The organism is Pelagovum sp. HNIBRBA483 (genome assembly GCF_040931995.1).
Taxonomy (GTDB): domain Bacteria; phylum Pseudomonadota; class Alphaproteobacteria; order Rhodobacterales; family Rhodobacteraceae; genus JAEPMR01.
The window spans coordinates 2918860-2944264 of sequence record NZ_CP162412.1 but is presented as its reverse complement, the minus strand read 5'-3'; the positions used below and the strand labels follow the sequence as shown (position 1 = coordinate 2944264).

At 61.1% G+C, this 25405-nt stretch carries 27 protein-coding genes and 1 pseudogene; 15 read left to right on the top strand and 13 right to left on the bottom strand.

Features of this window, described 5'->3' with window-relative positions:
- Window positions 1-8: 8 nt before the first annotated feature.
- Window positions 9-617 carry a cob(I)yrinic acid a,c-diamide adenosyltransferase gene (cobO, locus tag AB1E42_RS14470; protein ID WP_368344938.1) on the top strand — a complete coding sequence of 203 codons (609 nt, stop codon included), beginning with the start codon at window positions 9-11 and terminating at the stop codon, window positions 615-617.
- A gap of 80 nt (window positions 618-697) precedes the next feature.
- On the opposite strand, the gene dapA is transcribed toward cobO, so the two are convergent.
- Window positions 698-1570, bottom strand: coding sequence for a 4-hydroxy-tetrahydrodipicolinate synthase (gene dapA / locus AB1E42_RS14465; RefSeq protein ID WP_368344937.1), 873 nt, complete (start codon window positions 1568-1570; stop codon window positions 698-700).
- A gap of 150 nt (window positions 1571-1720) precedes the next feature.
- Here dapA and AB1E42_RS14460 point away from each other — a divergent pair, with 150 nt between their 5' ends.
- From AB1E42_RS14460 to AB1E42_RS14445, 4 genes and pseudogenes are all read left to right on the top strand, one after another.
- Window positions 1721-3796 (top strand): transglycosylase SLT domain-containing protein, encoded by a 2076-nt coding sequence (locus tag AB1E42_RS14460; RefSeq protein WP_368344936.1) that lies wholly within the window; start codon window positions 1721-1723, stop codon window positions 3794-3796.
- Between the two features lie 82 nt (window positions 3797-3878).
- A pseudogene (locus tag AB1E42_RS14455) lies at window positions 3879-4079 on the top strand (cyclic nucleotide-binding domain-containing protein); the annotation flags it as partial.
- 80 nt (window positions 4080-4159) lie between these two features.
- Window positions 4160-4330 carry a helix-turn-helix domain-containing protein gene (locus tag AB1E42_RS14450; RefSeq protein WP_368346443.1) on the top strand — a complete coding sequence of 57 codons (171 nt, stop codon included), beginning with the start codon at window positions 4160-4162 and terminating at the stop codon, window positions 4328-4330.
- Between the two features lie 69 nt (window positions 4331-4399).
- Window positions 4400-4597, top strand: a complete 198-nt coding sequence (locus AB1E42_RS14445) for a DUF2892 domain-containing protein (protein WP_368344935.1) — start codon at window positions 4400-4402, stop codon at window positions 4595-4597.
- A gap of 19 nt (window positions 4598-4616) precedes the next feature.
- Here the strand turns inward: AB1E42_RS14445 and AB1E42_RS14440 are convergent, their stop codons facing one another.
- Together AB1E42_RS14440 and mnmD are read right to left on the bottom strand one after the other, a co-directional pair.
- A complete protein-coding gene (locus tag AB1E42_RS14440) occupies window positions 4617-5486 on the bottom strand; it encodes a DMT family transporter (RefSeq protein WP_368346442.1) in 870 nt (289 codons plus the stop codon).
- Window positions 5483-6157 (bottom strand): tRNA (5-methylaminomethyl-2-thiouridine)(34)-methyltransferase MnmD, encoded by a 675-nt coding sequence (gene mnmD, locus AB1E42_RS14435; RefSeq protein ID WP_368344934.1) that lies wholly within the window; start codon window positions 6155-6157, stop codon window positions 5483-5485. The genes AB1E42_RS14440 and mnmD overlap by 4 nt, the downstream gene beginning before the upstream one ends.
- 54 nt (window positions 6158-6211) lie before the next feature.
- Here mnmD and AB1E42_RS14430 point away from each other — a divergent pair, with 54 nt between their 5' ends.
- Window positions 6212-7246, top strand: a complete 1035-nt coding sequence (locus tag AB1E42_RS14430; RefSeq protein WP_368344933.1) for an NAD(P)/FAD-dependent oxidoreductase — start codon at window positions 6212-6214, stop codon at window positions 7244-7246.
- Here AB1E42_RS14430 and AB1E42_RS14425 read toward each other — a convergent pair.
- On the bottom strand, window positions 7224-8276 hold the full coding sequence (locus AB1E42_RS14425) for an MBL fold metallo-hydrolase (RefSeq protein ID WP_368344932.1): 1053 nt from the start codon (window positions 8274-8276) through the stop codon (window positions 7224-7226). The two genes, AB1E42_RS14430 and AB1E42_RS14425, sit on opposite strands and share 23 nt — an antisense overlap.
- Window positions 8273-9964, bottom strand: coding sequence for an acyl-CoA dehydrogenase (locus AB1E42_RS14420; protein WP_368344931.1), 1692 nt, complete (start codon window positions 9962-9964; stop codon window positions 8273-8275). Before AB1E42_RS14420 ends, AB1E42_RS14425 begins: the two co-directional genes overlap by 4 nt.
- A 101-nt stretch (window positions 9965-10065) precedes the next feature.
- Here AB1E42_RS14420 and AB1E42_RS14415 point away from each other — a divergent pair, with 101 nt between their 5' ends.
- Complete coding sequence (locus AB1E42_RS14415; protein ID WP_368344930.1) at window positions 10066-11025, top strand: L-threonylcarbamoyladenylate synthase; 960 nt, start codon at window positions 10066-10068, stop codon at window positions 11023-11025.
- Here the strand turns inward: AB1E42_RS14415 and AB1E42_RS14410 are convergent.
- The 3 genes from AB1E42_RS14410 to ubiA are packed head-to-tail and all read right to left on the bottom strand — an operon-like array spanning window position 11022 to window position 14455.
- The gene (locus AB1E42_RS14410; RefSeq protein ID WP_368344929.1) at window positions 11022-11351 is read right to left on the bottom strand and encodes a hypothetical protein; all 330 of its coding nucleotides are present in this window, start codon (window positions 11349-11351) and stop codon (window positions 11022-11024) included. The genes AB1E42_RS14415 and AB1E42_RS14410 overlap by 4 nt on opposite strands.
- 4 nt (window positions 11352-11355) lie before the next feature.
- The gene (locus AB1E42_RS14405; protein ID WP_368344928.1) at window positions 11356-13428 is read right to left on the bottom strand and encodes an OmpA family protein; all 2073 of its coding nucleotides are present in this window, start codon (window positions 13426-13428) and stop codon (window positions 11356-11358) included.
- A gap of 55 nt (window positions 13429-13483) precedes the next feature.
- The gene (ubiA, locus tag AB1E42_RS14400) at window positions 13484-14455 is read right to left on the bottom strand and encodes a 4-hydroxybenzoate octaprenyltransferase (protein WP_368344927.1); all 972 of its coding nucleotides are present in this window, start codon (window positions 14453-14455) and stop codon (window positions 13484-13486) included.
- Between the two features lie 12 nt (window positions 14456-14467).
- On the opposite strand from ubiA, the gene AB1E42_RS14395 reads away from it, so the two are divergent.
- The 3 genes from AB1E42_RS14395 to AB1E42_RS14385 are packed head-to-tail and all read left to right on the top strand — an operon-like array spanning window position 14468 to window position 17133.
- Complete coding sequence (locus AB1E42_RS14395; protein ID WP_368344926.1) at window positions 14468-15187, top strand: 16S rRNA (uracil(1498)-N(3))-methyltransferase; 720 nt, start codon at window positions 14468-14470, stop codon at window positions 15185-15187.
- A complete protein-coding gene (locus tag AB1E42_RS14390; RefSeq protein ID WP_368344925.1) occupies window positions 15187-15702 on the top strand; it encodes a hypothetical protein in 516 nt (171 codons plus the stop codon). The genes AB1E42_RS14395 and AB1E42_RS14390 overlap by 1 nt, the downstream gene beginning before the upstream one ends.
- 60 nt (window positions 15703-15762) lie before the next feature.
- Window positions 15763-17133 (top strand): glutamate--cysteine ligase, encoded by a 1371-nt coding sequence (locus AB1E42_RS14385; RefSeq protein WP_368344924.1) that lies wholly within the window; start codon window positions 15763-15765, stop codon window positions 17131-17133.
- A gap of 2 nt (window positions 17134-17135) precedes the next feature.
- Here the strand turns inward: AB1E42_RS14385 and plsY are convergent, their stop codons facing one another.
- The 3 genes from plsY to AB1E42_RS14370 are packed head-to-tail and all read right to left on the bottom strand — an operon-like array spanning window position 17136 to window position 19992.
- A complete protein-coding gene (gene plsY, locus AB1E42_RS14380) occupies window positions 17136-17744 on the bottom strand; it encodes a glycerol-3-phosphate 1-O-acyltransferase PlsY (RefSeq protein WP_368344923.1) in 609 nt (202 codons plus the stop codon).
- Window positions 17744-19024: a dihydroorotase gene (gene pyrC / locus AB1E42_RS14375; RefSeq protein WP_368344922.1), complete on the bottom strand. Its 1281-nt coding sequence runs from the start codon at window positions 19022-19024 to the stop codon at window positions 17744-17746. Before pyrC ends, plsY begins: the two co-directional genes overlap by 1 nt.
- Window positions 19021-19992, bottom strand: a complete 972-nt coding sequence (locus AB1E42_RS14370) for an aspartate carbamoyltransferase catalytic subunit (protein WP_368344921.1) — start codon at window positions 19990-19992, stop codon at window positions 19021-19023. The genes pyrC and AB1E42_RS14370 overlap by 4 nt, the downstream gene beginning before the upstream one ends.
- A gap of 113 nt (window positions 19993-20105) precedes the next feature.
- Here AB1E42_RS14370 and AB1E42_RS14365 point away from each other — a divergent pair, with 113 nt between their 5' ends.
- Both AB1E42_RS14365 and moaB read left to right on the top strand, forming a co-directional pair.
- Window positions 20106-20921, top strand: a complete 816-nt coding sequence (locus AB1E42_RS14365; protein WP_368344920.1) for a uracil-DNA glycosylase — start codon at window positions 20106-20108, stop codon at window positions 20919-20921.
- Entirely contained in the window at window positions 20918-21460 is a 543-nt protein-coding gene (gene moaB, locus AB1E42_RS14360) for a molybdenum cofactor biosynthesis protein B (RefSeq protein ID WP_368344919.1), read from the top strand. The genes AB1E42_RS14365 and moaB overlap by 4 nt, the downstream gene beginning before the upstream one ends.
- Before the next feature lie 7 nt (window positions 21461-21467).
- Here the strand turns inward: moaB and AB1E42_RS14355 are convergent, their stop codons facing one another.
- Window positions 21468-22265 (bottom strand): protein-disulfide reductase DsbD domain-containing protein, encoded by a 798-nt coding sequence (locus AB1E42_RS14355; RefSeq protein ID WP_368344918.1) that lies wholly within the window; start codon window positions 22263-22265, stop codon window positions 21468-21470.
- Window positions 22266-22368: 103 nt separating this feature from the next.
- Here AB1E42_RS14355 and AB1E42_RS14350 point away from each other — a divergent pair, with 103 nt between their 5' ends.
- The gene (locus AB1E42_RS14350) at window positions 22369-22938 is read left to right on the top strand and encodes a YqgE/AlgH family protein (RefSeq protein WP_368344917.1); all 570 of its coding nucleotides are present in this window, start codon (window positions 22369-22371) and stop codon (window positions 22936-22938) included.
- A 5-nt stretch (window positions 22939-22943) separates the two neighbouring features.
- Here the strand turns inward: AB1E42_RS14350 and AB1E42_RS14345 are convergent, their stop codons facing one another.
- Complete coding sequence (locus tag AB1E42_RS14345; protein ID WP_368344916.1) at window positions 22944-23504, bottom strand: TlpA family protein disulfide reductase; 561 nt, start codon at window positions 23502-23504, stop codon at window positions 22944-22946.
- 12 nt (window positions 23505-23516) lie between these two features.
- Between AB1E42_RS14345 and argH the strand changes: the two genes are divergently transcribed.
- Complete coding sequence (argH, locus tag AB1E42_RS14340; protein ID WP_368344915.1) at window positions 23517-24905, top strand: argininosuccinate lyase; 1389 nt, start codon at window positions 23517-23519, stop codon at window positions 24903-24905.
- 118 nt (window positions 24906-25023) lie between these two features.
- A complete protein-coding gene (locus AB1E42_RS14335) occupies window positions 25024-25341 on the top strand; it encodes a DUF2834 domain-containing protein (protein ID WP_368344914.1) in 318 nt (105 codons plus the stop codon).
- Window positions 25342-25405: the final 64 nt, after the last annotated feature.

Here is a 25405-nt window from a genome sequence, read left to right as displayed (position 1 = left end):
AGGACGATATGACCGAGGATGCAGACCGCCACGCGATGAAGATGGCCAAGAAGAAGGCCGCCCGCGACAAGATCATGGCCACCAAGACCGATAAGAAGGGCTTGATCATCGTCCATACCGGCAAGGGCAAGGGCAAATCCTCGGCCGCGTTCGGGATGATCTTTCGCTGTATTGCGCATGGGATGAAATGCGCCGTGGTGCAGTTTATCAAAGGTGGGATGGAATGCGGCGAGCGCAACCTGATCACCGAGCGGTTTGGTGACGTCTGTGAGTTCTACACGATGGGTGAGGGCTTTACTTGGGAAACCCAAGACAAAACCCGCGATATCGAAATGGCGCAGGCGGCGTGGGAAAAATCGAAAGAGCTGATCCGCGATCCGTCCAACACGATGGTGCTTCTGGATGAGATCAACATCGCGATCCGCTATGATTATGTGGACATCAAAGAAGTTGTGCAGTTCCTCGTGGAGGAAAAGCCAGAGATGACGCATGTAGTTCTGACGGGGCGCAACGCGCATGACGACCTGATCGAAATTGCCGATCTGGTGACTGAAATGGAGCTGGTGAAGCACCCGTTCCGCGCTGGGATCAAAGCACAGATTGGTGTGGAATTTTGATTTTATGAAATCAAAATGAAAATATTAATATGCAAAAAGGACCGCTTTTGCGGTCCTTTTCTTTGCGGCATAGGCCTGAATTAGTTGATCAAACCAGCGTGCTTCATCGCGTCCTTGATCGAGAGGCGGGTGCCTTCATCGAGCGGGGTGAGGGGGGAGCGCACTTCGTCTTTACACAGGCCCAGCAGGGACATCGCGTATTTCGCGCCTGCAACGCCGGGCTCCATGAAGATGGCTTCGTGCAGCGGCATCAGGCGGTCGAGGAGTTCCAGAGCGGCGGTGTAGTCGCCGCGGAGGGTGGCTTCCTGAAACTGGCTGCAAAGCTTTGGCGCAACGTTGGCGGTGACGGAAATGCAGCCGGTGCCGCCGTGGGCGTTGAAGCCGAGCGCGGTGGCGTCCTCGCCTGAGAGCTGAATGAAATCGGTGCCGCAGCAACGGCGCTGCTTGGGCACGCGGGCGAGGTCGCCTGTGGCGTCTTTCACACCGACGATCATCGGATGTTTGGCCAATTCGCCCATCGTCGCGGGCGTCATATCAACAACCGAGCGGCCGGGGATGTTGTAAATGATAATCGGCAGGCCGCATTCAGCCGCTGCAAGGAAATGGGCGAGAAGCCCGCGCTGGGTGGGCTTGTTGTAATAAGGCGTCACCACAAGCGCGGCATCTGCGCCGGCATTCTTGGCAGCCTCAACAAGGCGAACGGTTTCGATCGTGTTGTTTGACCCAGCACCGGCAATTACCGGAACGCGACCGGCGACGGTTTTGACCACCGTTTCGACAACGAGGTCATGCTCGGAATGGCTGAGCGTGGGGCTTTCGCCCGTGGTGCCGACGGGAACGAGGCCGTGACTTCCCTCCGCGATGTGCCATTCGACAAGTTTCTCCAGCGTTTCGAGATCAAGCTGGCCGTTGTCGAAGGGGGTGACGAGTGCGGGGAGGGACCCACGGAACATGGTGCGTTTCCTTTGTAGGGGCAGGAGATTCTACCCGACTAAAATCGCGCGGAACCTAGACGGGTTTCCGCCGATTGCCAAGTTGGTGAATTGATATTGTGTGGCGGCAGGCTAGGATAGAGCAAAACAAATATGAGGCAGTTGTTTTCGATGAGACGGGTTTTCCTGACCCTTTCCTTGTGCCTGTCACTTGCAACAGGGGCGGCCGCGCAAATAGTTGCCGAAGATCCGGCGCTGGCGCGGGTTTTTGCGTTCACGCGCGATGGCGCATGGGATGAGGCGTCGGCAGCCGTCCCAAATGGTGACGCGGTGCTGCGTGATCTGGTGACATGGATGCAGCTGCGCAGCGGGGGTTTGGGCTTTGAGGCGGCGCAGGGTTTTCTGGCGCGGCGCGATGACTGGCCGCAACTGCGGTCATTGCGGGAGGAAGCCGAGAAGGTGATGCCCGAAACGCTTTCTGCCGAAGAGGTGAAGGCTTGGTTTGAGGGCCATGCACCGCAGACGGGGCGCGGCGTCCGGTTGTTAGCTGAAGCGCATCTGGCGATGGATGATGCCGTCGGTGCAGCGACGGTGCTGCGCGACGGGTGGCTCGCTCTAGTGATGGAAGAGGCGGAGGAAACGGCGCTGCGGGCGCGGTTTGAGAGTGGCCTTTCGCTAATGCATGCGGAACGCGCAGCGGCGATGTTGGATCGCGGCGCGGTATCGGCGGCGGAGCGTTTGCTGCCAGTGCTGGACGGAGCGAGCGCGGCGGAGGTGGCGCTGAGGATTGCCGTTCAGCGAGGCGGAGAACTGGGCGATGCGGCCTTTGCAGCAGCTCCGGCGGCGCTGCGCGGCAAGGCGTCCGTTGCGGCGGACCGTTTTAATCAATTGGCGGCGCGTGGCGATTGGACGGATGCGATGGGCCTGTTGCGTGCGCAAACGGAGCTGGGCGATGCGGCCCGCTGGGCCAATTGGCGGCGGGTGATCGCGCGTTGGCAGATGCGTGAGGGCGAAGATCGCTCGGCTTACCTTCTGGCTGCAACACACGGGCTTGAGCCGAGCGAGGGTGAGGATTTTGCCGATCTTGAATGGCTGGCCGGCTACATCGCGCTGCGGAAATTGAATGAACCGGCAGCGGCAGTGGCGCATTTCCAGCGGACGGCTGATGCGGTCGACGGAGCGATTTCCTTGGGGCGGGCATGGTATTGGACAGGGCGCGCGCATTTGGAACTGGGCAATGCCGAGGCAGCACAAGCCGCTTTTGCCCGCGCGGCGGAACATCAGAGCGCCTTTTACGGGCAGCTCGCAGCGGAACGGGTGGGGCGGCCATTGGACCCAGCGCTGGCGGGGCGGGCGTCATTGGGACAGTGGCGCGGAACCGCTCTGGCAGCGGATGACCGTTTCCAAGCGCTTCAAAAGCTGATTGCCGGTGGGGAACGGGCAGGTGCGGTTGCTTTCGTCTTTCACCTCGCGCGGGAGCTGGAGCCTGATGATCTGGCGCGATTGGGGGCGTATCTGGAAGAGGCAGGCGAGCCGTTTTTCGAGATTTTGCTGGGCAAGACCGCGGCAACGCGGGGGATATTCCTTCCGGCGGTGCAATTCCCCTTACATCCGTTGGCGGAGCGGAGCTTGGCTGTCGCGCCAGAGATCGGTTTGGCTTTTGCGCGGCGGGAGAGCGAGTTCAATCCGGTGGTGGGCAGTCCGGCTGGGGCGCTGGGACTGATGCAACTGATGCCCGGCACGGCAGAGGAAATGGCAGGGTTTCTGGACCTGCCTTATTCGCGCGGGCGGTTGACGGCGGATTGGGCCTATAATGCGGAACTGGGAACCGGCTATCTCGCGCGCTTGTATGAACGCTTTGGCGATGGCTTGGCGCTCGTCGCGGTGGGTTATAATGCGGGTCCACGCCGCGCGGACGAGTGGGTCGAAGCGCGGGGTGACCCACGCAATGACGATGTCGATATCATTGACTGGCTTGAGCATATCCCGTTCCGCGAAACGCGAAATTATGTGCAGCGCGTGGCGGAGGCGGTGATCGTCTATCGGGCGCGGTTGGGCAACGCGGGTGGTGACATCGGGCTGGAGGCCCTGTTGCGGCGCGGCTTGCCGCCCGTAGCCGCGCGGCCGGTTTCTGGGCTGGTGCCGGAAGCAACGCTGACGCCTGTTGCCCGCCCTGAGTCGGGTGAAGCGCCGTCGGATTTGGTGCCGGAGCGTACGATGCGCCCCGTTGCGCGGCCGAGCCGCTAGCGCGGACGACAGATCATCCTTGCAACTTTGCGGCTGGCTGCGTTCACTTGATCGCAGTGGTTCGCGGGTGCAGGTGGGTGAGATGCAAAGACCGTTCGAAGCGAAGAAGGGACAGGTGATCTTTCAGCCGGGGCAGGAGTGCGCGGGCTATCTGATACTGGCTCAAGGCGCGATCAAGGTAACTTTAACAGGGGCCAGTGGGCGGGAAGTGGTGCTCTATCGGGTGCGGCCGGGGGAGGTATGTTTGCAGACCTTTTCCTGCCTTGTGGATGGGACGACCTATGCTGCCGAAGGGATGGCAGAGACTGATCTGAAGGGCGAGATCATCCCAGCGGCGCAGTTTGCGGGGCGGATGGGGCGGGGCTGGTTGCGGCAACGCATCATGCGCTGGCTGCTGAAACCGCGAGCGGGCGAGCCTATGTCAGCCGTCGTTTGGCGGATTTTGCAGCGCGTGGGTTTGTGACGCAGCGCAAGGAAGGTATCGCCATCACCAATCGGGACGCCTTGCAGCGGATCGCAGATGAGGACAGGTGACTTTGTCACCGACGATTGCCCAAACATTTGCTATGATAGTCGGGAAGCAAACAAATGGAGGCATTTGAAATGATCAGGAACGAAGGAACAGTTGATCGCGTCCTGCGAGTCGTAGTGGGTTTGGTGTTGCTGTCGCTCGTTTTCGTTGGGCCACAGACGGCATGGGGATGGATCGGGGTTGTCCCGCTTGTGACGGGTCTTTTCGGTCATTGCCCGCTGTACCGTGTTTTCGGTTTCAGCACTTGCCCGATGAAGAGCTCGAACTGACCTTATTCGCGCGGCCTGCCTAACGGGCCGCGCGGTTTTCGCGCCAGAAGGTGAACAGGCCCGCAGCCATGACAATCGCTGCGCCCAGCGCCACATTGGGGCGCAGAACTTCGCTGAAAATGAGGATGCCGAAACCTGTGCCGAAGATGAGCTGCATATAGGCAAACGGTTGCACAGCGCTCGCCTCGGCCACTTCGTAGCATTTGATCAAGAGCCAGTGGCCGCTCGCGCCGGTCAGGCATAGAAGCGCCATCCAGCCCCAATCGGCCAGTGTCATCGGTTCCCAGAACCAGACGCCGATGAGCGTGATGGCGACGGCACCCGAAACACCCGTCCAGAAGAATGAGGTCGCCGTACTGTCGCGCCGTGCGGCGTAGCGGGTGAGCAGGCCGTAGATAGCAAACAGCGTGGCGGAAAGCAGTGGCACCAAGGCGGCGGGGCTGAAGACGCCCACGCCGGGCTGGAGGATGATCAGTACGCCGACAAAACCTACGCCAATCGCGGACCAGCGCCGCCAGCCGACTTTCTCTCCCAGAATGGGGCCGGAAAGGGCGGCGATGATCAGGGGATAGGCGGTGAATACGGCGAGGCTTTCGACAAGGCCGAGGAGCGTAAAGGCATAGACCATCACGCAGATTTCCCCAACGAGGATCAGGCCGCGCCCGATCTGTAAGGCGGGCTGGCTGGTTGCGGCGGCGGCCCGCACCGATCCTTCGCGACGGGCGGCAATTGTGATGACGAAGGCTGCGAAGAACCAGTAGCGGATCATCACCACCATGAAGACGTTATACTCCCCCGCCAGATGGCGTGAGATGCTGTCTTGCGCGGCGAAGATGAAGGTGGTGGCGATCATCAGGAGGATGCCGAGGCGGGTGTTGGTTTGCATCAGTTGGGCATCTCCGCGCTGGTCATGTGCCTTTTGCGGCCAAAGCCGGGGCTGCGGGTGACGGTGAACCCTGCTTCCGCAAGCGCGCGGCGGACGTGACCTGCGGCGGTATAGGTGGCGAGTGTGCCGCCTGCGGTTGTGTGGCCGGCGACTTGCGCCATCAGATCGGCGCCCCACAGCTCAGGGTTTTTGGCGGGGGAGAAGCCATCGAGGTACCATGCATCGGCCTTGCCCTCCCACTTGGGGAGTGTTTCGCGGGCGTCGCCGACGATCACTTGCAGTGACACGGGGCCAGATTGTATTTGCCACTCACCTGAGCGCACCATTTTGACGAGTGGCGCGGCGAGATCAGAGAGCTGCGGGAAGGCGGCGAGGGCAGCGGCCATATCGTCTGCCGTCATCGGGAAGGCTTCGAAAGTGGTGAACTTCAGTGGCGAAGTGCTGCCGCTGGCGCGGTGCAAGGCCCATGTCGCAAGGAAGTTCAGGCCGGTGCCGAAGCCGAGTTCGGCAATCGACAGTGGCGCATGCAGGCGTGTGGCGATGTGGTTGCCCTGTAAAAAGACATGCTCGGTTTCGGCAAGACCATCCTCAAGCGAGAAATAGGGGTCATCGAATTGCCGTGACACGGGAATGCGGTCATCGCGCCAATCAAGGTCTGCCGTCTGGTGAGTCATGGCAAGTTGTCCTAGTTACATGGCCGAGATTGGTGAGAGGACGGCGCGAAGGCAATGGTTGATGTGACGGTACTGGGGGCAGGCATTTTTGGCCTGTCGGTGGCCTATGCCTGTGTGAAGCGGGGCGCAAGTGTGCGTGTGATTGATCCTGCCGGAGTCGGTGCAGGGTCTAGCGGTGGTTTGGTGGGGGCGCTTGCGCCGCATGTGCCGGAGAACTGGAATGATAAGAAAGCGTTTCAGTTTGAGAGCCTGATAATGGCTGAAGGCTTTTGGCGGGACGTGGCGCAGGAGGGTGGCAGTGATCCCGGGTATTTGAGGAGTGGCCGTTTGCAGCCCTTGGCCGATGACCGTGCAGTGGATATGGCCCATGCCCGTGCGGAAACGGCGAAAGAGTTGTGGCAGGGAAAGGCCGCGTGGCGCGTGGTACCCGCAGTAGAGGCGGGAGAGTGGGCGCCCGTTTCGCCAAGTGGGTGGTTGGTGCATGACACGCTTACAGCACGATTGCATCCACGGCAGGCGTCACTGGCGCTGGCGGCGGCGATTACGGCGCTCGGTGGGGAAATCCTGCGGGATGGAGTGGTGTCGGGGAAAGTGGTTCACGCGACCGGCTGGCAGGGGATGGTTGCGCTCTCTGAGGCGATGGGAGAGACCGTGGGCAACGGGGTGAAGGGGCAAGCGGCATTGCTGAAGTTTGATGCGGCCGACGCGCCGCAGCTTTTTGCCGATGCGCTGCATATCGTGCCACATGCGGACGGGACGGTGGCGATCGGATCGACCTCAGAACGAGAATTTGCAGTACCGGATACAACCGACGAACAGCTCGACGACATTATCGCGCGGGCGCGGGCGGCGTTCCCTGTATTAGCTGATGCGCCGGTGATCGAGCGCTGGGCGGGGGTACGGCCGAGGGCCAAGAGCCGTGCGCCGATGCTTGGCGTGCATCCGTTGATCGAGGGCGCATATATTGCCAATGGCGGGTTCAAAATCGGCTTTGGCATGGCGCCAAAAGTGGGCGCAGTAATGGCTGATCTTGTGTTGGAGGGGCGGGACACGGTCCCTGATGGCTTCAAACCCGAGGCGAGCCTGTGATCTGCCAGCGATAGGTCCCGTCCTCGCCCAGCCAGCGCGATGCGGCGCCGGATTGATGTAGATAATTGAGGTGCGCAATGGCTTCGACCAGCGCCAGCCCATAGGTTGCAGGCCCGATTTCGCGCTTGAAAAGCGGTGGGAAACACTCGCCGCCGCGTTTGGGTGTTGCCAGATGGGCGCTGAGCCGTTCCAGCGCGCCGGTGTGGTTTTCGATCAGCTGGGACAGTCGCGTGGGCAAGCCGAAATAGGGCAGTTTATGCCCCCCGAGAACAAGATGTTCTGCCCGTGCGTAGGGCTGTAGAGCGGCGCAACTGGCCAGCCATTCGGCCAGTGGGTTGGCCTCTGGTTCGGTGGGGTAAACGCCGATATTCGGGCTGATCGAGGGCAGAAGTTGATCGCCGCCGAGCACGAGATGATCGTCGCGGCTCCAGAAGGTGGCATGCTCGGGGGCGTGACCGTCGCCCATGCGGATATCCCAAAGCCGCCCGCCGATGCGGATGGTGTCACCTTCCATGATGCGGGTGAAACCGGTGGGAAGCGGGGCGACGCAATCGGCAAAATTGAACGGGCGCTCATTGCGCCGTGCCTGCAGCATTTCAGGGTCCATGCCAGCGCGCTGATAAAAGGTGAGCGCGTCGTCGGTATATTGTGGCTGTTCGTCGAGTGTGAGCATACGCGCGACGAGATAGGCGGTGCGAGGGATCACCAGCTCGGCTCCGCGCGCGATGAACCAGCCAGCAAGGCCGATATGATCGGGGTGGTGATGAGTGATGATCACGCGGTGGACGGGCTTGCCTGCCAGCGGGCCGGCGAGAACTGTATCCCAGATTGCGCGTGATTTGCGGCTGTCGATGCCGGTGTCGATCAGGGTCCAGCCGTCGCCATCATCCAGCGCGTAGATGTTGACGTGATCCAGCGCCATTGGCAGCGGGAAGCGGAACCAGAGCACGCCTTCAGCGATTTCATGCGCGGTGCCGTGCTCCGGCGGGGTTTCCACCGGATAGCGGATCATGCGGGTATCTGTGTTCATGGGGTGGCGAGGTTTTCCGCGGTGAGGCTCATCAACACGTCATCTGCTACATGGGCGCGGGCCAGATCTCCAGCATGTTTTGGCAGAAGGTGACTGATGTAGAACTGGGCTAGGCGGGTGCGGCTGGCATCTCCGCTGAGCGCAGCGGCGAGGTGGTAATGCCCCCCGAGAACGCTGGCAAAGCCCATGAGATAGGGCACCGATGCACCCATGCGGGACGCCGGATCGCGGGCAAGCAATGCCTCGGTTGCTTCGCGCAGAGTTTCGGCGGCCTGCCAAACAGGATCGGCCAGATCGGGGAGGCTAGCGCGGGCTTTTTCGGTGGCGGTTTCAATCTCTTCGAGGAGGGCAAATGCGGCCTCGCCTTCATCCATCAGCTTGCGGCCAACGAGGTCCATCGCCTGAATGCCGTTGGTGCCTTCGTAGATCGCAGTGACCCTGACATCGCGCAGGTACTGGCTTGCGCCTGTCTCCTCGATATAGCCCATGCCGCCGTGCACCTGAATCCCCAGATTGGAAACGGAAATGCCCGTTTCGGTGCCGAAAGCCTTGGCGATCGGGGTCAGGAAAGCAGCGCGGGCGGTTGCGGCCGGATCAGCTGTCGCCGTCGCCATATCGAGCGAAATGGCGCAATCCAGCGCGATGGCGCGGGCGGCGAATGTTTCGGCCTTCATCGTTGCGAGCATCCGCCGGACATCTGCATGTTCAACGATCTTTGCGCGGCCTTGCTGGCGGTCCTGTGCATAGGCGAGTGCCTTTTGGAAAGCGCCTTCGGCGACGCCGATGCCTTGTGTGCCGACGCCGAGGCGGGCGTTGTTCATCATGGTGAACATGGCCGCCATGCCCGCATGCGGCGCGCCGACGAGCCAGCCCGTCGCGCCTTCATAGCTCATCACTGCCGTGGGCGATCCGTGCAGGCCGGTCTTGTGTTCAAGGCTGACAACGCGGAGCGCATTCGCTGCGCCCGCCGTACCATCCGCATTGGGGAGCCATTTTGGGACCATGAAAAGGCTGATGCCTTTCGTTCCCGGCGCGGCATCCGGCAGGCGCGCAAGGACGAGATGGCAGACATTGCCGGTGAAGTCATTGTCGCCCCAAGAGATGTAAATCTTCTGGCCGGTGATGGCGTAGGTGCCATCGTCGTTTGGGGTTGCTTTGGTGGTGAGTGCGCCGACATCTGAACCGGCTTGCGGCTCTGTCAGGTTCATCGTGCCGTTCCACTCCCCCGAGATGAGCTTGGGCAGGTACAACTCTTTTAGGGTGTCGGAGGCGTGCTTTTCCAAGGCTTCGATCTGGCCTTGGGTCATTAATGGGTTCAACTGAAGCGACAGGCAGGCGCCGGCCATCATATCATTCACAGCCGTCGCAAGTGTGAGCGGCAGCCCCATGCCGCCGAATTCGGGGGACGAGGCGATGCCGACCCAACCGCCAACGGCAATCGCGCGGTACCCATCAGAAAAGCCGGGCGAGGTGCGGACGATGCCGTTTTCGAGGCGGGCAGGGTGGGTATCACCAGCGCGGTTCAACGGCGCGAGCACGTCATCACACAGGCGGGCGGCTTCGGTGAGGATGGCGCGTGTTGTCTCGTCTGTCGCATCGGCAAAGCGATCTGTGCCCTGAACCGACTTGAAATCGAGAACATGGGAAAGCGTGAAATAGATGTCTTGTGCAGGGCTCGTATAAGGCATTTCGGCTTCCGGTATTGAGGGCACCCTGTTGCCAAGGTGTTGGACTTCCGAGTTAACCAGCGTATGGATCGCGCATCGGTTATCAATGAGAACGCGACGTTATGAACCAGCATGAGCGAACAGTTACGTTACGTCCCGATGCAGACGGAATCGACGAAGCGGCGCGGTTGCTGGCGGATGGAAGGCTGGTGGCCTTCCCAACGGAGACTGTCTACGGGCTGGGTGCCGATGCGCGAAACGACGAAGCGGTGGCGGGTATTTATGCGGCGAAGGGGCGGCCAAGTTTCAACCCGCTCATCATCCATGTCGATAGCGCAGAAACCGCCGAAAAATATTGCCATTTCACGCCCGAAGCGGGGCGACTGGCGCAGGCTTTTTGGCCGGGTGCGATGACGTTGGTTTTGCCGCTACGCGCGGAGAGCGGGATCTCTAAACTAGTGACAGCAGGGCTGGACACGGTTGCGGTGCGGGTGCCGGATCACCCTGTTGGGCGGGCGCTCCTCAAGGCATTTGGCGCCCCTGTGGCGGCGCCGTCTGCCAACCCTTCGGGGCGGATCAGCCCGACAGCGGCAGCGCATGTCATGGGGGGGTTGGCGGGCCGGATCGCTGCGGTGGTGGACGGCGGCGCTTGCGAGGTCGGGCTGGAATCGACGATCATCGGCTGTGCGGGAGCGCCCGTATTAATGCGCGCGGGCGGCTTGCCGGTAGAGGCCATTGAGGCTTGCCTGGGCTATCCGTTGCAGACGGAAGAAGACCCGAATGCGCCGAAGTCACCAGGGCAATTGCTGTCCCATTATGCGCCACGCGGGAGAGTGCGGCTCAACGTGACGTCACCTGAAGCAGGCGAGATATTGCTCGGTTTCGGGGATGTTGAGGGCGCGGCGCTGAACCTTTCCCCTTCGGGCGATCTGACAGAAGCTGCGGCAAGCCTTTTCGCAGCGCTGCACCGGCTGGATGACGAGGGTGCGGAGCGGATCGCGGTATCGCCCATCCCTGATCACGGTTTGGGCCGCGCGATCAATGACAGGTTGAGACGCGCGGCGGCGCCGCGGGGCGACTAGCTGCCCATATTTTTCCGTTCGATATAGGAGCGCAGTTCCTCGGCCTCGCGCCGAGCGTCCCTCAACCCATCCATCGCGGCGCGCAGTTCGGCCTCGGTTTGCGAGAGTTGGCTGCGCAGGGCACCTTCGCTTTCACGCTGGGAGGTGACGGCGCGGTCACGTTCCTCTTCGGCCTCGTGCAAGGTTTTTGCCATTTTCTCCAGCTCTCCAATATCGGAAGCGGAGACGCGGTTGAAACGGTGCACCAGCCAATTGGCGAACCAGCCAAGGCAGAAGGCCATGAACAGCACGATGGCTGTCGCGATGATGAATTCGGTTCTGTTCACGGCGTCATCCCTCTGAGTCTGTTGCGTCGGGCGTGTCGTTTGCGGGTGTGTCGGTATCAGGCGAGTCCGTTTCTGGCGCGTCGGCGGCAGTAGCGTCGCTTTCCGACGTGGGCGCATCGCCCGTTGTCTCGTCGGTACCATCAGCGGTAGGCACATCGGTATCTTCGGCCTCGCCGGTGGCATCATCCGCCGCTGTGTCTTGCTCGGCAGAATCGGCGGTGGCGTCTGTTTCCAGCCGCCCGCCGTCCTCGGACTCGGGGTCGTAGAGGTGGAATTCGATCCTGCGGTTGGCTTCGCGGCCTTCTTCGGTATCGTTATCGGCGATCGGGTTTTCCTCGCCGTATCCGATGGAACGGAACGATCCGGTCAACACACGGCGGCCGCGCAGCGCTGTCAGAACGGCTTCGGCGCGTTCCTGGCTGAGTTGCTGGTTCATCACTTCGCGGCCTTGGCTATCGGTGTAGCCTGCCACTTCCAGTGGCAATTCGGGGCAATCGCGGAGTACCTTTGCAATGTCGTCGATCACAGGGCGGGTTTCGGCGGTGAGGGTCGCGGAACCGGGGTCAAAGAGGATTTTGGTTTCGTCTGTGATTGCGCGAATACTGGCGAGACATTCCTGCGGGGTCGGGCCGCTTTCCTCTTCGGGGATTTCTTCGACAAACTCGATGTCGATGTCGAAAGATCCGTCTTGACCGAATTTCTCGATAAACAGGGCTGAAATCGCTGTGCTGGCTTCTGGATCGTTTGTTGTGCCGGTTAAGGTTACGCTTTCGGGCGAAACGGATACCGCGCCGTTCTTCAGGCGGGACAGGGCCTCGATTGCAGTCAGAACTCGGATATTCCAGCCCGATGGAACGGAGGGTTCGACCGTCGTGCGGATGGAGAGGCTACTGCGTCCGAAGCGGGCGGCGGCGTAGTTGTCGGCGGTGATCTTCATCAGATCGTCGCCGATCATACCGCGGAATTGGGCAAGACCTTCGGGGCTGAGGGTGCCGGTAAAAGAGGCGACCAGTGCTTCCTCGCCACCCTCGGGGGCGGGAGGGGCGGGGAGGTCGGCTTCGAGTGCGTAAAGCGCCGGTAGGGCATCGGCCAGTGCGGTGATTTGGGTGTCGAAGAGCGTTTCGTCCGTGCCTTGCTGGGCAATGATGTGCAGATCGGTATCAGAGACGGTCAAGGTGCCGCCACCAAGCGCGCCCAGCGTGCTGATCGCTTGGCTCACCACGCGGCTCCACTCTGGGTCAGGGGCGCCGATTGCGATGGGGCAGGTCACGTCGCCCTCAAAGCCAATGGCGCGGGCGGCTTCGATCATGAGATCGCGATCATCGAAGGTTTCGGCGACGCAGGCATCGAAGCTGCCGCCTTGCGCATTGAGCGTGAAGCGCAGTGTGAAAGGCGTAACGACGGGGCGCGGCGCGGTGATGGCGATGCGGGTCGCGACGTTGCGCGGCGCCATATCGGCAAGTTCGCGCTCCAAGTCGCGCTTTTCAGCGGCACTTTCGGCGATGGCGGAAATTTCGACCCTGCCCGCGCGGACCGAGATTTTAGCGCGGGGCAGTTCGCGCAAGACACGGGTGGCGTAGGTCATTGCGCTGCGCCATTCGGGTGGCGCGGGATATTCGGCAAGCTCTAGCAGGTCGGCGACGCGGGTGTTGCCAGCGATTTCTGACAAGGAGCGGGTCAGGACATCGCGGTCCGTCGTGGCAGGTGCAAGGCCGATCAGGGAAATGCCGCTGTCGCTGCGCAGGATCTCGACCACGAATTCAGGCACGATTATATCATCACGTTGGACCACGGAGATATTGTCGATCACGCGGCTGGCATCCACATGGCGGCCTGCGATGCTCATCGCGCGGAAGCGGGCGGCCTCGTTGGGGGCGGTCCCTTCGATAACAACCTGCAAGCCATCGCCCAGCACGTCTGCCCATTGCTGACCGTCATCCGCGAGGGCTTCCTGCACCGCCGAGCGGGACAGATCCTCGACCAGTGAAACCGCGACGCGGGCGCCAAGCGCCGACAGGATCGCGGCCACCGTGAAGGCGGCAAGCGGCAGGAGGATGGAGGAAAAGCGCTGGTTCATGCGTGTTCTTCTTGATGCTTCAGTTCTCTGTATGGTGCGCGGGCGCTCTATTCAATCAGCCGAATGCCGCAGCGGCAAAAAACAGCAAGGGAATGAGCCCAGCGTTCCGGTTTGAGCGAAACAGGGCGAGAAGCGTTTGTTGATTGGCGGGGTCGAAGCGGCTGAGCTGCCACATCAAGTGCCAGCCCATTGCCCAAGCGCCTCCAAGGGCAAGCACAAGAGACAGCACGCTCCGGTCGATGGTGGCCAAGAGGGCCGCAGCGCCGAGGAGAAGAACCGCGCCGATCAGGAAACGTCGCAGCCAGCGGGGGGCCGTATCCCCAAACAGGCGGGCAGTTGATTTGATGCCGATGAGGGCGTCATCCTCGACATCCTGATAGGCGTAGATCGTATCGTAAAACAGCGTCCAGACGATTCCAGCGGCGTAGAGCAGGAGGGATTCCCATGCAAAGCGCCCCGATTGCGCGGCCCAAACCAGTAAAGCGCCCCAATTGAAAGCAAGGCCAAGGAAGATTTGCGGCCAGTAGGTGAAGCGCTTGGCGAAGGGGTAGATAGCGACAGGGATCAGCGACAGAACCCCGAGGAGAATGGCGACAGGCGGGAAGGTTAGAAGGATTAGAAGCGCCACAAGTGCTTGCGCGACCATCCACAGCACCGCGCCGCGCGTTGTGACCTGACCGGAGGGAAGCGGGCGTGAGCGGGTGCGGGCGACGGCACCATCGAAATCGCGGTCGGTGATGTCGTTCCATGTGCAGCCAGCGCCGCGCATCAGGAACGCGCCAATGGCGCAACCTATGGCGATCCATAGTTCGAACAGCCCGAAGCGCCCTGTTTGCAGAGATGAAAGCGCGAGCGCCCACCAGCAGGGGAGCAGCAACAGCCAAGTGCCGATAGGCCGGTCGGCGCGGCTGAGGCGCAGGTAGGGGCGGGTAGCAGCTGGCGCGTATCGGTCGACCCAGTTGCCTTGGACCGCATCTGCGACGGTATCCGGCGACGAAGGCGCTGGCGCTTGGCTCTTCTCGGTCATATGGTTCGGCTCATGGCATCCAAGGTTCGGCTCTATGTAGATCAGCCTTTAGGGGAAGGGCAAATGGTTCCCCTCTCGCGAGAGCAGGCGCATTACCTTTTCGGGGTGATGCGGTTGCAGGTTGGTGCGGTGCTGTCACTGTTTAACGGGCGCGATGGCGAGTGGGATGGAGAAGTCATCGAAGCGGGGAAGCGAGGTGGCGTTCTTACCTGCCGCGCCCAGACGCGGACCCTGCAACTGCCGCCGGATTTGTGGCTGCTTTTTGCGCCGATCAAGAAAGCCCGTACGGATTTCATCGTTGAAAAGGCCACTGAAATGGGCGCGGCGCGGATCGTGCCGGTGGTGACAGACTTCACCAATTCGGAGCGGGTGCGGGTGGATCGCTTGCAGGCGCATGCGGTTGAAGCAGCGGAGCAATGCGGCGGTACCTTTGTGCCGGAGGTGGCCGAGCCGCTGAAGCTAGAGCGCGTGTTGGCCGATTGGCCGGAAGAGCGGCACTTGATGTTTTGTGACGAAGCGCTGGTGGGCGCGGGGCAGGTGCTTGGCGCGGCGGGCAAGGGGCCATGGGCGATTCTGATTGGGCCTGAAGGTGGGTTTTCGGATGCCGAAAGGGCCAAACTGCGCGGCTTGCCGTTTGCACATGCGGTGAGCCTTGGGCCGCGTATTCTGCGCGCCGATACTGCGGCGGTGGCGGCGATGACGATTTGGCAGCAGGCACTAGGGGACTGGTGATGGAAGGGTTCTTCAGGCCGGAGGCGCGGGCGGCGCTATGGAAATGGCGCGAAGTTTTTGCAGCGGTTTTGCTGGCAGCATTAGGCGCGTGGTGGGGAAGCACCAGTTTCGGCCCTTTGAAATGGCTTGGTTGGGCGATGCTCGCGGCTGGCGCTGTGCTGGCACTTCTGGCGGTGCAAAGGGTGCGGTTTGCGCGCAGCGGGGGCATCGGCGTTGTAACGGTGGATGAGCGCCGCGTGGCCTACTTTGGCCCGCTCACGGGCGGTGTCGTTGATCTTGACGACCTTGCTGAACTGGAGATCGAGCCTGATGCCTACCCCGCGCCACACTGGATATTGACGGGACAGGATGGAACGCGGCTGGAGATCCCGATCGATGCGGCGGGATCGGAAGTGTTGTTCGATGCTTTTGCCGCGCTGCCGGGATTGCGGACGGGCAAGGTGCTTGATGTGCTTTCAAACACACCTTCTGTGCGGACGGCGCTTTGGGTGCGGGAATTGCGGCGCATCCATTGACTTTGCCCGCACACCGCGCCACCTCTGCCCCGAGTTAACAGTCAGCGACGGAAACAAGCTATGTCCATTCCCCAGTCCGGCGGCGGCCCCATCGAGCGGCATGAGCAGCTTGCACAATTCCTCGCTGACGGGTGCAAGCCCCGTGATCAATGGCGGATTGGCACCGAGCACGAGAAGTTCGGTTACTGCAAAGATACGCTGCAGCCGCTCCCCTATGCCGGCGAGCGGTCGGTTCTGGCAGTGCTGGAGGGGTTGAAGGATCGCTACGGTTGGGAGCCGATTGAGGAAGCTGGAAACCTGATCGGCCTCAAGAAAGACGGCGCGAATGTCAGCCTTGAGCCTGGTGGCCAGTTGGAGCTTTCCGGCGCGCCATTGGAGAGCATCCATCAGACTTGTGACGAAGTGAACGAGCACCTGCGTGAGGTGAAGGCGGTCGCGGATGAGATCGGCGTTGGCTTCATCGGGCTGGGTGCGGCGCCGGAGTGGACTCATGAGCAAATGCCGGTGATGCCGAAGGGCCGCTACAAGCTGATGACGGATTACATGGACCGCGTCGGCACGCATGGAAAGCAGATGATGTATCGCACCTGCACCGTGCAGGTGAACCTCGATTTTGGCTCGGAAGCCGACATGGTGCAGAAGTTGCGCGTGGCGCTGGCGCTCCAGCCGGTGGCGACAGCGCTTTTCGCGAATTCGCCGTTCTTCGAGGGCAAGCCGAACAGCCACAAGAGCTGGCGCAGCCGGATTTGGCGCAGCTTGGACGATTCGCGCACGGGAATGTTGCCTTGGGTGTTCGAGGAGGGCATGGGCTTTGAGCGCTGGGCGGAGTGGGTGCTGGATGTACCGATGTATTTTGTCTATCGCGATGGAAAATACATTAATGCGCTTGGGCAATCCTTCCGCGATTTTTTGAAGGGGGAGCTGCCCGCATTGCCTGGTGAGAAGCCGACGCTGAGCGACTGGGCGGATCACCTGACGACGGTTTTCCCCGAGGCGCGGATCAAGCAATTTATCGAGATGCGCGGCGCGGATGGCGGCCCTTGGCGGCGGCTCTGTGCCTTACCTGCGTTCTGGGTCGGATTGACCTATGATCAGAGCGCTTTGGATGCTGCGTGGGATATGGTCAAAGGCTGGGATGCCGAGACGCGCGAGGCGCTGCGTGTGGCGGCCTCCGAGCAGGGGCTACAGGCTGAGGTTAACGGGCTCAAGATGCATGATCTGGCCCGACAAGCGGTTGAAATCGCCGCGAGCGGACTGAAGGCGCGCGCGGTTCCAGGTGCCGGTGGCATGGTGGCGGATGAGACGCATTTCCTCAACGCGCTGCATGAGAGCGTCGAGTCGGGTAAGACACCTGCTGATGAACTGCTCGACGCTTATCACGGTGCGTGGAATGGTGACCTGAGCAAGATTTACAAAGAGTTCAGCTACTAATTCTAGCTTTTCTGGCCGATTTTTGTCTCGGTGCCCGCGCGCAGGCGGATGATGTTTGCGCTGTGGCGCCAGAGGATCAGCACGGCCAGAAGCGCGATCACCAGAACCAGTGAGCTGTAGCCGAAGAACAGCGCCCAGACGGGGCTCGCCACTGCCGCGACGAGTGCTGCCAGCGATGAGAAACGGAACAGCACGGCTGTCACCAGCCAAGTAGCGCAGGCGGCGACCCCGACGGGCCATGCGATAGCGAGCAAGAGGCCTAGGAAGGTCGCAACTCCTTTGCCCCCTTTGAAAGCCAGCCAGACGGGGAAGCAATGCCCGATGAAGGCCGCCAGCGCGGCCAATTGCAGCGCGTCTTCTGCGGCGAATGCGCGGGCGAGCAACACGGCTGCGACGCCTTTTCCGCCATCGAGTAGAAGGGTTAGGAAAGCAGCTGTTTTATTGCCGGTGCGCAGCACGTTCGTCGCGCCGATATTGCCGGAGCCGATCTGCCGCAAATCCCCAAGGTTCATCAGCCGCGACAGGATCAAACCGAAAGGTACAGACCCAAGACCATAGCCGATTAAAGCCCAGACGAGCAGCTGGGGTAGGGCAGTGGTGATTTCTGGCATCATCCGTCTCCGAAAACGCGGGCCCCGTTGACCCATGTTCCGATGACCTTGCCCTGCATTCTTGCGCCGTCAAAGGGGGTATTTTTCGATTTTGACCGCAAAGTCGCGCGATCGAGGATGAATGGTGCGTCCGGATCGAAGAGGATCAGGTCTGCGGGCGCGCCTTCAAGCAGGCGCCCGCTTTTGAGGCCGAGCCGCCGCGCAGGGTTGAGCGAAAGCGCGCGGAACAGTTCGGGCAAGGTGAGATGGCCTGCGTGATAGAGCCGAAGCGAAGCGGGCAGAAGTGTCTCCAACCCAACCGCGCCGCTGGCGGCTTCCTCGAAGGGGAGGCGCTTGCTTTCTTCATCCTGAGGGGTGTGCATGGAGCACAAAATATCAATGAGGCCGGAGCGCAGTGCGTCGATCACCGCGAGGCGATCCTCTTCAGCGCGCAGCGGCGGGGTCAGTTTGAAGAAGGTGCGATAATCCGCGACGTCGAACTCATTAAGAGTGAGGTGGTGGATCGAGACACCAGCTGTGATGTCGAGCCCGTTGCGCTTGGCGCGTTCGAGCGCGGGGAGGGCGCGGGCGGTGGTAAGTTGGTCCACATGGTACTTGGCGCCGGTCATCTCCAACAAGGAAATATCACGGTCCAGCCCCATGCGCTCGGCCATCGGGGACACATCCGGCAGGCCGCGCAGTGAAGCGAATTTGCCTTTGGTGGCGACGGCGCCCTCGGACAGCTGCGGCTCCTGCACATGGCCGATCACCAGTGCGTCAAGCGAGCGGGCATAAGTTAGGGCGCGTGAGAGAACTTTGGTTTTGCTGACAACGCGCAGGCCGTCGGAAAATGCCACGGCGCCTGCGTCTTGCAGAAAGCCGATCTCTGACATTTCGTTGCCTTCACGGCCTTTGGTGAGAGCGGCCATCGGCAGGACATTCACCGCGCTGTCTTCTGCGGCACGACGCGCGACGAATTCGAGTGTTTCGGGGGTGTCGATTACCGGCAGGGTATCGGCGCGGGTGACGATGGTGGTGACGCCACCAGCAGCAGCTGCAAGCCCAGCGGAATGGAAGCTCTCCTTGTGGCGCTCGCCCGGTTCGGAGACTTTCACGCCGATGTCGATGATGCCCGGAGCGATGCATTGACCGCCGCAGTCTATCACGGTGCCTTTGGTATCTGGCGGGGTTTCCTCGCCAGTGGCGGCAATCTTGCCATTCTTGATCAGAATCCAACCGGCGGAATCAGTAATGGCCACGGGGTCGATCAAGCGGGCATTGGTAAACAGCAGTTCGGTCATACCATGATGCCTTTTTCATTTTGAAGCTCAGCGCCGCGACGGGCGCGGAGGTTGCGGGCGAGGAGATCCATCGCGGCCATGCGCACGGCGACACCCATTTCGACCTGAGTCTGGATGACCGAGCGGTTGATGTCGTCGGCGATGGTGCCGTCGATCTCGACGCCGCGGTTCATCGGGCCGGGATGCATGACGATTGCATCTTCCTTGGCATAGGAGAGTTTTTCAGCATCCAGACCGTAGCGGTGGTAATATTCGCGCTCAGACGGGACGAAGCCGCCGTCCATCCGCTCTTTTTGCAGGCGGAGCATCATCACCACATCCACATCGCGCAGACCTTCGCGCATGTCGTGGAACACCTCGACGCCAAATTCCGCAACGCCTGCGGGCATTAGGGTTGGCGGTGCGATCAGGCGGACGCGGTTTTCCATTTTGCCCAAAAGCATGATGTTGGAGCGGGCGACGCGGCTGTGCAGGATGTCGCCGCAGATGGCGACCGAGAGGCGGTGCAGACGCCCCTTGGCGCGGCGGATCGTGAGCGCGTCAAGCAAGGCTTGGGTCGGGTGCTCATGGCGGCCATCGCCCGCGTTCAGCACCGCGCAATTGACCTTTTGCGACAGGAGATCGACCGCGCCGGAGTTCGGATGCCGCACAACCAGCAGATCGGGGTGCATGGCGTTGAGCGTCAGTGCCGTGTCGATCAGGGTTTCGCCCTTCTTGATCGAGCTTGCCTGCATCGTCATGTTCATCACGTCGGCACCGAGGCGTTTGCCCGCCAGTTCGAAGCTCGCCTGTGTGCGGGTCGAGTTCTCGAAAAACATGTTGATTTGGGTGAGGCCGGCGAGGATGTCTTTGTGACTTCTGCGCTGGCGGTTCTCGTTGGCGTAGCGGTCGGCAAGATCGAGCAACGTTGTGATTTCTTCGGGGCGGAGATGCTCTATCCCGAGAAGATGCTGCGCGCGAAATGTCATGGTGGCCCTCGTGCAGTTTGGTCGCTTATAGGAAGGCAACCTCGTCGCGTCCAGTGGTCCTGAGCTGCGATTTGGGGCTGCACATTCCGGTAAATGCGGCCTAGGGTGCGGCTATGGACTTAGCGGTGGACTATTGGGTGGCGGCGGACCTGTTGAAGTGGCAGGTCGAGATGGGAGCGGACGAGGCGATCCTCGACGCGCCTTTAGACCGCTATGCGCTTGAACCGCCTGCCCCCACGGCCGAAAAACCCGCACGGGTGGACGCCCCCGCCGCGAAAGACAAAAAAGGAACGCCGCCGCCTATTCCGGATGTGCTGAAGGTGGACCCTGCTGCGGTTGCGGCGCGGCGCGCGGCATCTGCAAAATCTTTGGAAGAGCTTGCCGCGACTATGGAGGCGTTCGAGCATTGTGATCTGCGGCACGGTGCGCGCAATTTCATTTTTGCCGAAGGAATGCCTTCGGCGCGGGTGATGATCCTTGGTGATGCCCCAAAGCGCGATGACGATGTGAAGGGACAGCTTTTTGTCGGGCCAGTTGGTGTATTATTTGATCGGATGTTTGAAGCGATCGGGTTGAGAAGGGACAGTGAGCTATCGGCGGAGGCGCTTTACGTCACCACCCTTCTGCCATGGCGGACGCCTTCCGACCGCACGCCAAGTGCCGACGAAGTCGAAATGATGCTGCCTTTCGTGAAAAAGCATATCAGCCTTGTCGCGCCGGATGTGCTGGTGCTGTTTGGCGGTGTGACGTGCCAGACCTTTTTAGGGCAGGGGGGAATGGCCCGAAAACGGGGCCATTGGGCAGAGATTGAGGGCCGACCGGCTTTGCCGATGTTCCATCCCATGCAAGTGATGGGGGATCCGGACAAGAAACGGGACACATGGGCGGATCTTCTGTCTCTGAAAGCCAAGTTGAGAGAGTTACAATGAGCCGTATTGATACTGATCGCCCTTTCATGGCTGTGCGCATTGCAGTGCTTACCGTGAGTGACACCCGAACGCTTGCCGAGGATAAATCTGGCGACACGCTCGTCGCGCGGATCGAAGCGGCTGGGCATCGGTTGGTCGATCGCGCGATTCTGCCCGACGAGCGGGTGGAGATCGCGGCGCGTTTGTCAGAGTGGTGCGCTGATCCGGAGGTGGATGTGGTGATTTCCACCGGCGGGACAGGGTTGACGGGGCGTGACGTCACGGTTGAGGCACATCGGGATGTTTACGAGAAGGAAATTGATGCCTTCGGCACTGTCTTCACCATGATATCTATGCAGAAGATCGGCACCAGTGCGATCCAGAGCCGTGCGACGGCGGGGGTGGCGCACGGCACCTATCTATTCGCCCTGCCCGGAAGCCCGGGGGCTTGTAAGGATGCGTGGGACGAAATCCTCGTGAAGCAGCTGGATTATCGGCACCGCCCCTGCAATTTTGTCGAGATCATGCCGCGGCTCGACGAGCATTTACGGCGAAAGTAACCGGCGGTCAGCCCTGACAACCGATGAACTCGTAGGCGTTATTGGTGGTCAGCACCGTCAAGCGCAGGGAATGACGGTCGATGGCCATAGGAGCGGTGCCAAGGGCAATTGCGTCGGCCGTGAAAACCATCGTATCGCCCCGCATTTCGTGCATCGTCTCGGCGATCCAAACGTCTTTCGACGCAAATTCGATCGCGCCCGCGGTCGCGGCGATTTTCGCGGCCTCTGGCAGATGGGCTTCGATGCGGATTCCCTTCCCAGTAGGGCGGAAGTCGCAGGAGACGGGCGCGAAGCCCGCTTGCAGGCCGTCGAGGGGTTGATCGAGCAACGCCGCAATAATCGGCGGGCTGCGTTGGGCTGCGACTGGAAGCGCCATATCGAACCGCGCGGTAAACGGGATGCAGACACTGTTACAAACGCCGATTTCGACGTGCCCCTTGGCATGTGCCGTCTGTTCTGAATCCTCTAGCGAAAGCTCGATGGGTATCAGCACGGAGCCGTTGTAGCCGAAGCTCTCCATTCCGTTTACGTCGAGAAGCTCAGGCGTAGGCCAGTGCAGCACCGCATCGGTGATGTTTTGAGAGCCAGACCAATCGAACGCCGGCGGGAGGCCCGCCGGACCGGGTGCGCGCCAGTAGGTTTTCCAATGCGGCGCAAGGCTGATTCGCAGACCGGCCATATGGGTCCCTTCGGCGGTGCGCCAACCGGGGACGAAATCGACCGTCACAACGTTTTCCACCTCCTGCGCTAGGAGCGGAATGGGCAGCAGAAAGAAGGCGAAAAGGGTTGCGAATATCCGGTTCATGGGCGCAAGATAAGAAAATATCGAGGGAAAGGAAGTCACGTTCGGGTCATCGGCTGTGAGACAAGCTGATAGGCCAATGTGCAAAGGGAAAACAGAGTCTGATATGGAAGGTCTAGACCTCTCTCTTGCGGGAAAACTGCTGGTCGCAATGCCTGATATGGGCGATGCGCGGTTCGAAAGAAGCGTCATCTATATGTGCGCGCATTCGGATGACGGGGCCATGGGGCTTATCGTTAACAAACCCGCGCCGGAAGTACGGTTTGGCGATTTGCTCAAGCAACTGGGTATCGAAGCCGATCCCGAAGCGCGTGATATTCGCGTGCATTTTGGTGGGCCGGTTGAGCATGGGCGGGGATTCGTCTTGCACAGCGCGGATTACAACAGCGGGAATGGGACGCTGGAGGTGGATGACACCACGTCAATGACGGCGACAATGGACGTGCTGGAAGACATCGCCGCCGGTCGCGGGCCTGAATCATCCATGTTGGCGCTTGGCTATGCGGGCTGGGGACCGGGCCAGTTGGAGGACGAGATCGCGCTGAACGGCTGGCTGGTGTGCGATGCGCGTGACGACATCGTTTATGGCCGCGCGAACGAGTTCAAATGGAACGCGGCGCTGAAACACATGGGAATTGACCCGCTTTTATTGTCGAGCACCTCTGGCAGCGCCTGAGCGGATCAAGGCGCCCCTTCGACCAATGCCGTTATGATGCTGCGGGCGCTTTCGCTGTCCCAGTCGGCATCGCCCATGAGGCGGGCGACCTCTTTTCCGTCGCGGTCGATCAGCACCGATACCGGAAGGCCGAGAACGCCCATTTCCCGCGCTAATGACTGGCGCGGGTCGGTATGGAGCGGCAGGCTGTCGACTTCGATTTCTTCGAAGAACTGTTCCATCGCGGGGAGCGGGTTGCGTCCTGTGGCGATTGTGATGACGCGAAAATCCTCAGGTGCGAAGGCAGATTGCAGGGCGGCGAGGGAGGGCATTTCCTTCCGGCAGGGCGCGCACCATGTGGCCCAGAAATTCACCAGCAGCACGGCGCTGCCTTCGTCCGCGAAGGTCCGGGGGGTGCCGTCTTCGCCAGTGTAGGTGCTATTGGGCAGCTCGAGGGGCGTTTCGTGGACGGCCAGTTTGCGCATATCGTCTTTGCGGAGGTCTACGATTGCGTAAGGATCGGCCCAGCCGATGTTTGCAACGAGCGCGAGGGCCGTATAAAGCAACGCTGATCTGAACTGCGGCATGGGACCTCCAAAATGACCAAATCCTCGAACCAGATGTGGGGCGGGCGCTTCGCCGCTGGGCCGGACGCCATAATGGAAGCAATTAATGCGTCCATCGGGTTCGACAAACGACTGGCGCCACAAGATATCGCCGGTTCGCGCGCTCATGCTGCGATGTTGGCAGCACAAGGCATCATTAGCGATAAGGATGCGGAGGCCATTCGGGAAGGGCTGCTCACCATATTGTCAGAAATCGAGGGCGGAAATTTCACCTTTTCGACTGCGCTTGAGGACATCCACATGAATGTGGAAGCGCGGCTGAAAGAGATCGTGGGTGAACCGGCGGGGCGACTGCATACCGCGCGGAGCCGTAACGATCAGGTGGCGGTCGATTTCCGGTTGTGGGTGCGTGACCAGTGCGATGCGGTGGATGGCGCGCTTGAGGCGCTGATGAAGGCGCTGCTGGCGCAGGCCGAGGCCGGTGCAGATTGGGTGATGCCCGGTTTCACACATTTGCAGACGGCGCAGCCGGTGACGTGGGGCCATCATATGCTGGCCTATGTCGAGATGTTTGCCCGTGATCGCAGCCGTTTTGCCGATGCGCGCAAGCGGATGAACGAAAGCCCGCTTGGTGCGGCCGCGCTGGCGGGAACCTCCTTCCCGATTGACCGCCATGCAACGGCAACAGCGCTGGGCTTTGACCGCCCGACCGCGAATAGCCTCGATTCCGTCTCGGACAGGGATTTCGCGTTGGAATTCCTCGCGGCGGCAAGCATCTGCGCGATGCATTTGAGCCGGTTTGCCGAAGAGCTGGTGATCTGGTCGTCGGCGCAGTTCCGGTTTGTGACAATGTCTGACAAGTGGTCCACCGGATCGTCGATCATGCCGCAGAAGCGCAACCCTGATGCCGCCGAATTGATCCGTGCCAAGATCGGGCGGATTTTCGGGGCGAATGTTGCGTTGATGACGGTGATGAAAGGGCTGCCTCTGACCTATTCGAAGGACATGCAGGAAGACAAAGAGCAGGTCTTTGATGCGGCGGATAACTTCCTGCTGGCGCTTGCTGCGATGGCGGGGATGGTTTCGGACATGACGGCGAATCGCGCGTCCCTGAAGGCGGCGGCATCGAGCGGGTTTTCAACCGCGACCGACCTTGCTGACTGGCTGGTGCGGGAGTTGAATCTGCCGTTCCGCGATGCGCATCATGTGACGGGATCGCTGGTGGCTATGGCCGAGGGCAAAGGCTGCGATCTGCCTGATCTGTCGCTCGAGGATATGCAATCTGTGCATAAAGAGATCCACGCCGATGTGTTCGACGTGCTGGGTGTAGAGAATTCGGTGGCGTCGCGCCTCAGCTATGGCGGGACATCGCCTGTGCGCGTGCGCGAGCAGGTCGCCCGTTGGAAAGAGGTGCTCGCGTGATCCGTGCGATCGTAGTGATCATGGCGCTGATGCTGGTCTGTGCGGTGGCGAGCTGCGGTGTTGACGGCGCACCTGCGCGGCCAGATGGCGAGATTGTCGATTTCGAAGGGTTGTAGAGATGAAAAGCTTACGTCCTGTCTATTTGCTGCTGGCCATTTGGGGTGCGGTGCATCCGATGTATTATTTCATCACATGGTTCATGGCGGAGGGCTTTAGCCTGATGGCGATGGTGGATGCATGGCATGCGAATGCCGCATCTTCTGGCCTTGTTTGGGATCTGACGATTGCAGCGGTCACGCTGACTTTCTGGATCCTTGCCGAGGTGGCGGTGCGCCGCAATTGGGAAGCCTTGATCGCAATTCCGGCGACTTTTTGCATCGGGGTGAGCTGCGGCTTGCCGCTGTACCTTTTCCTGCGGACAAAACCGCTCGAATAGGGTGCCGTGCGCGCGCTGCGGGGTTGGGATCGCCAAAAACTCTGGTATAGGCGTGCGAGAGCCT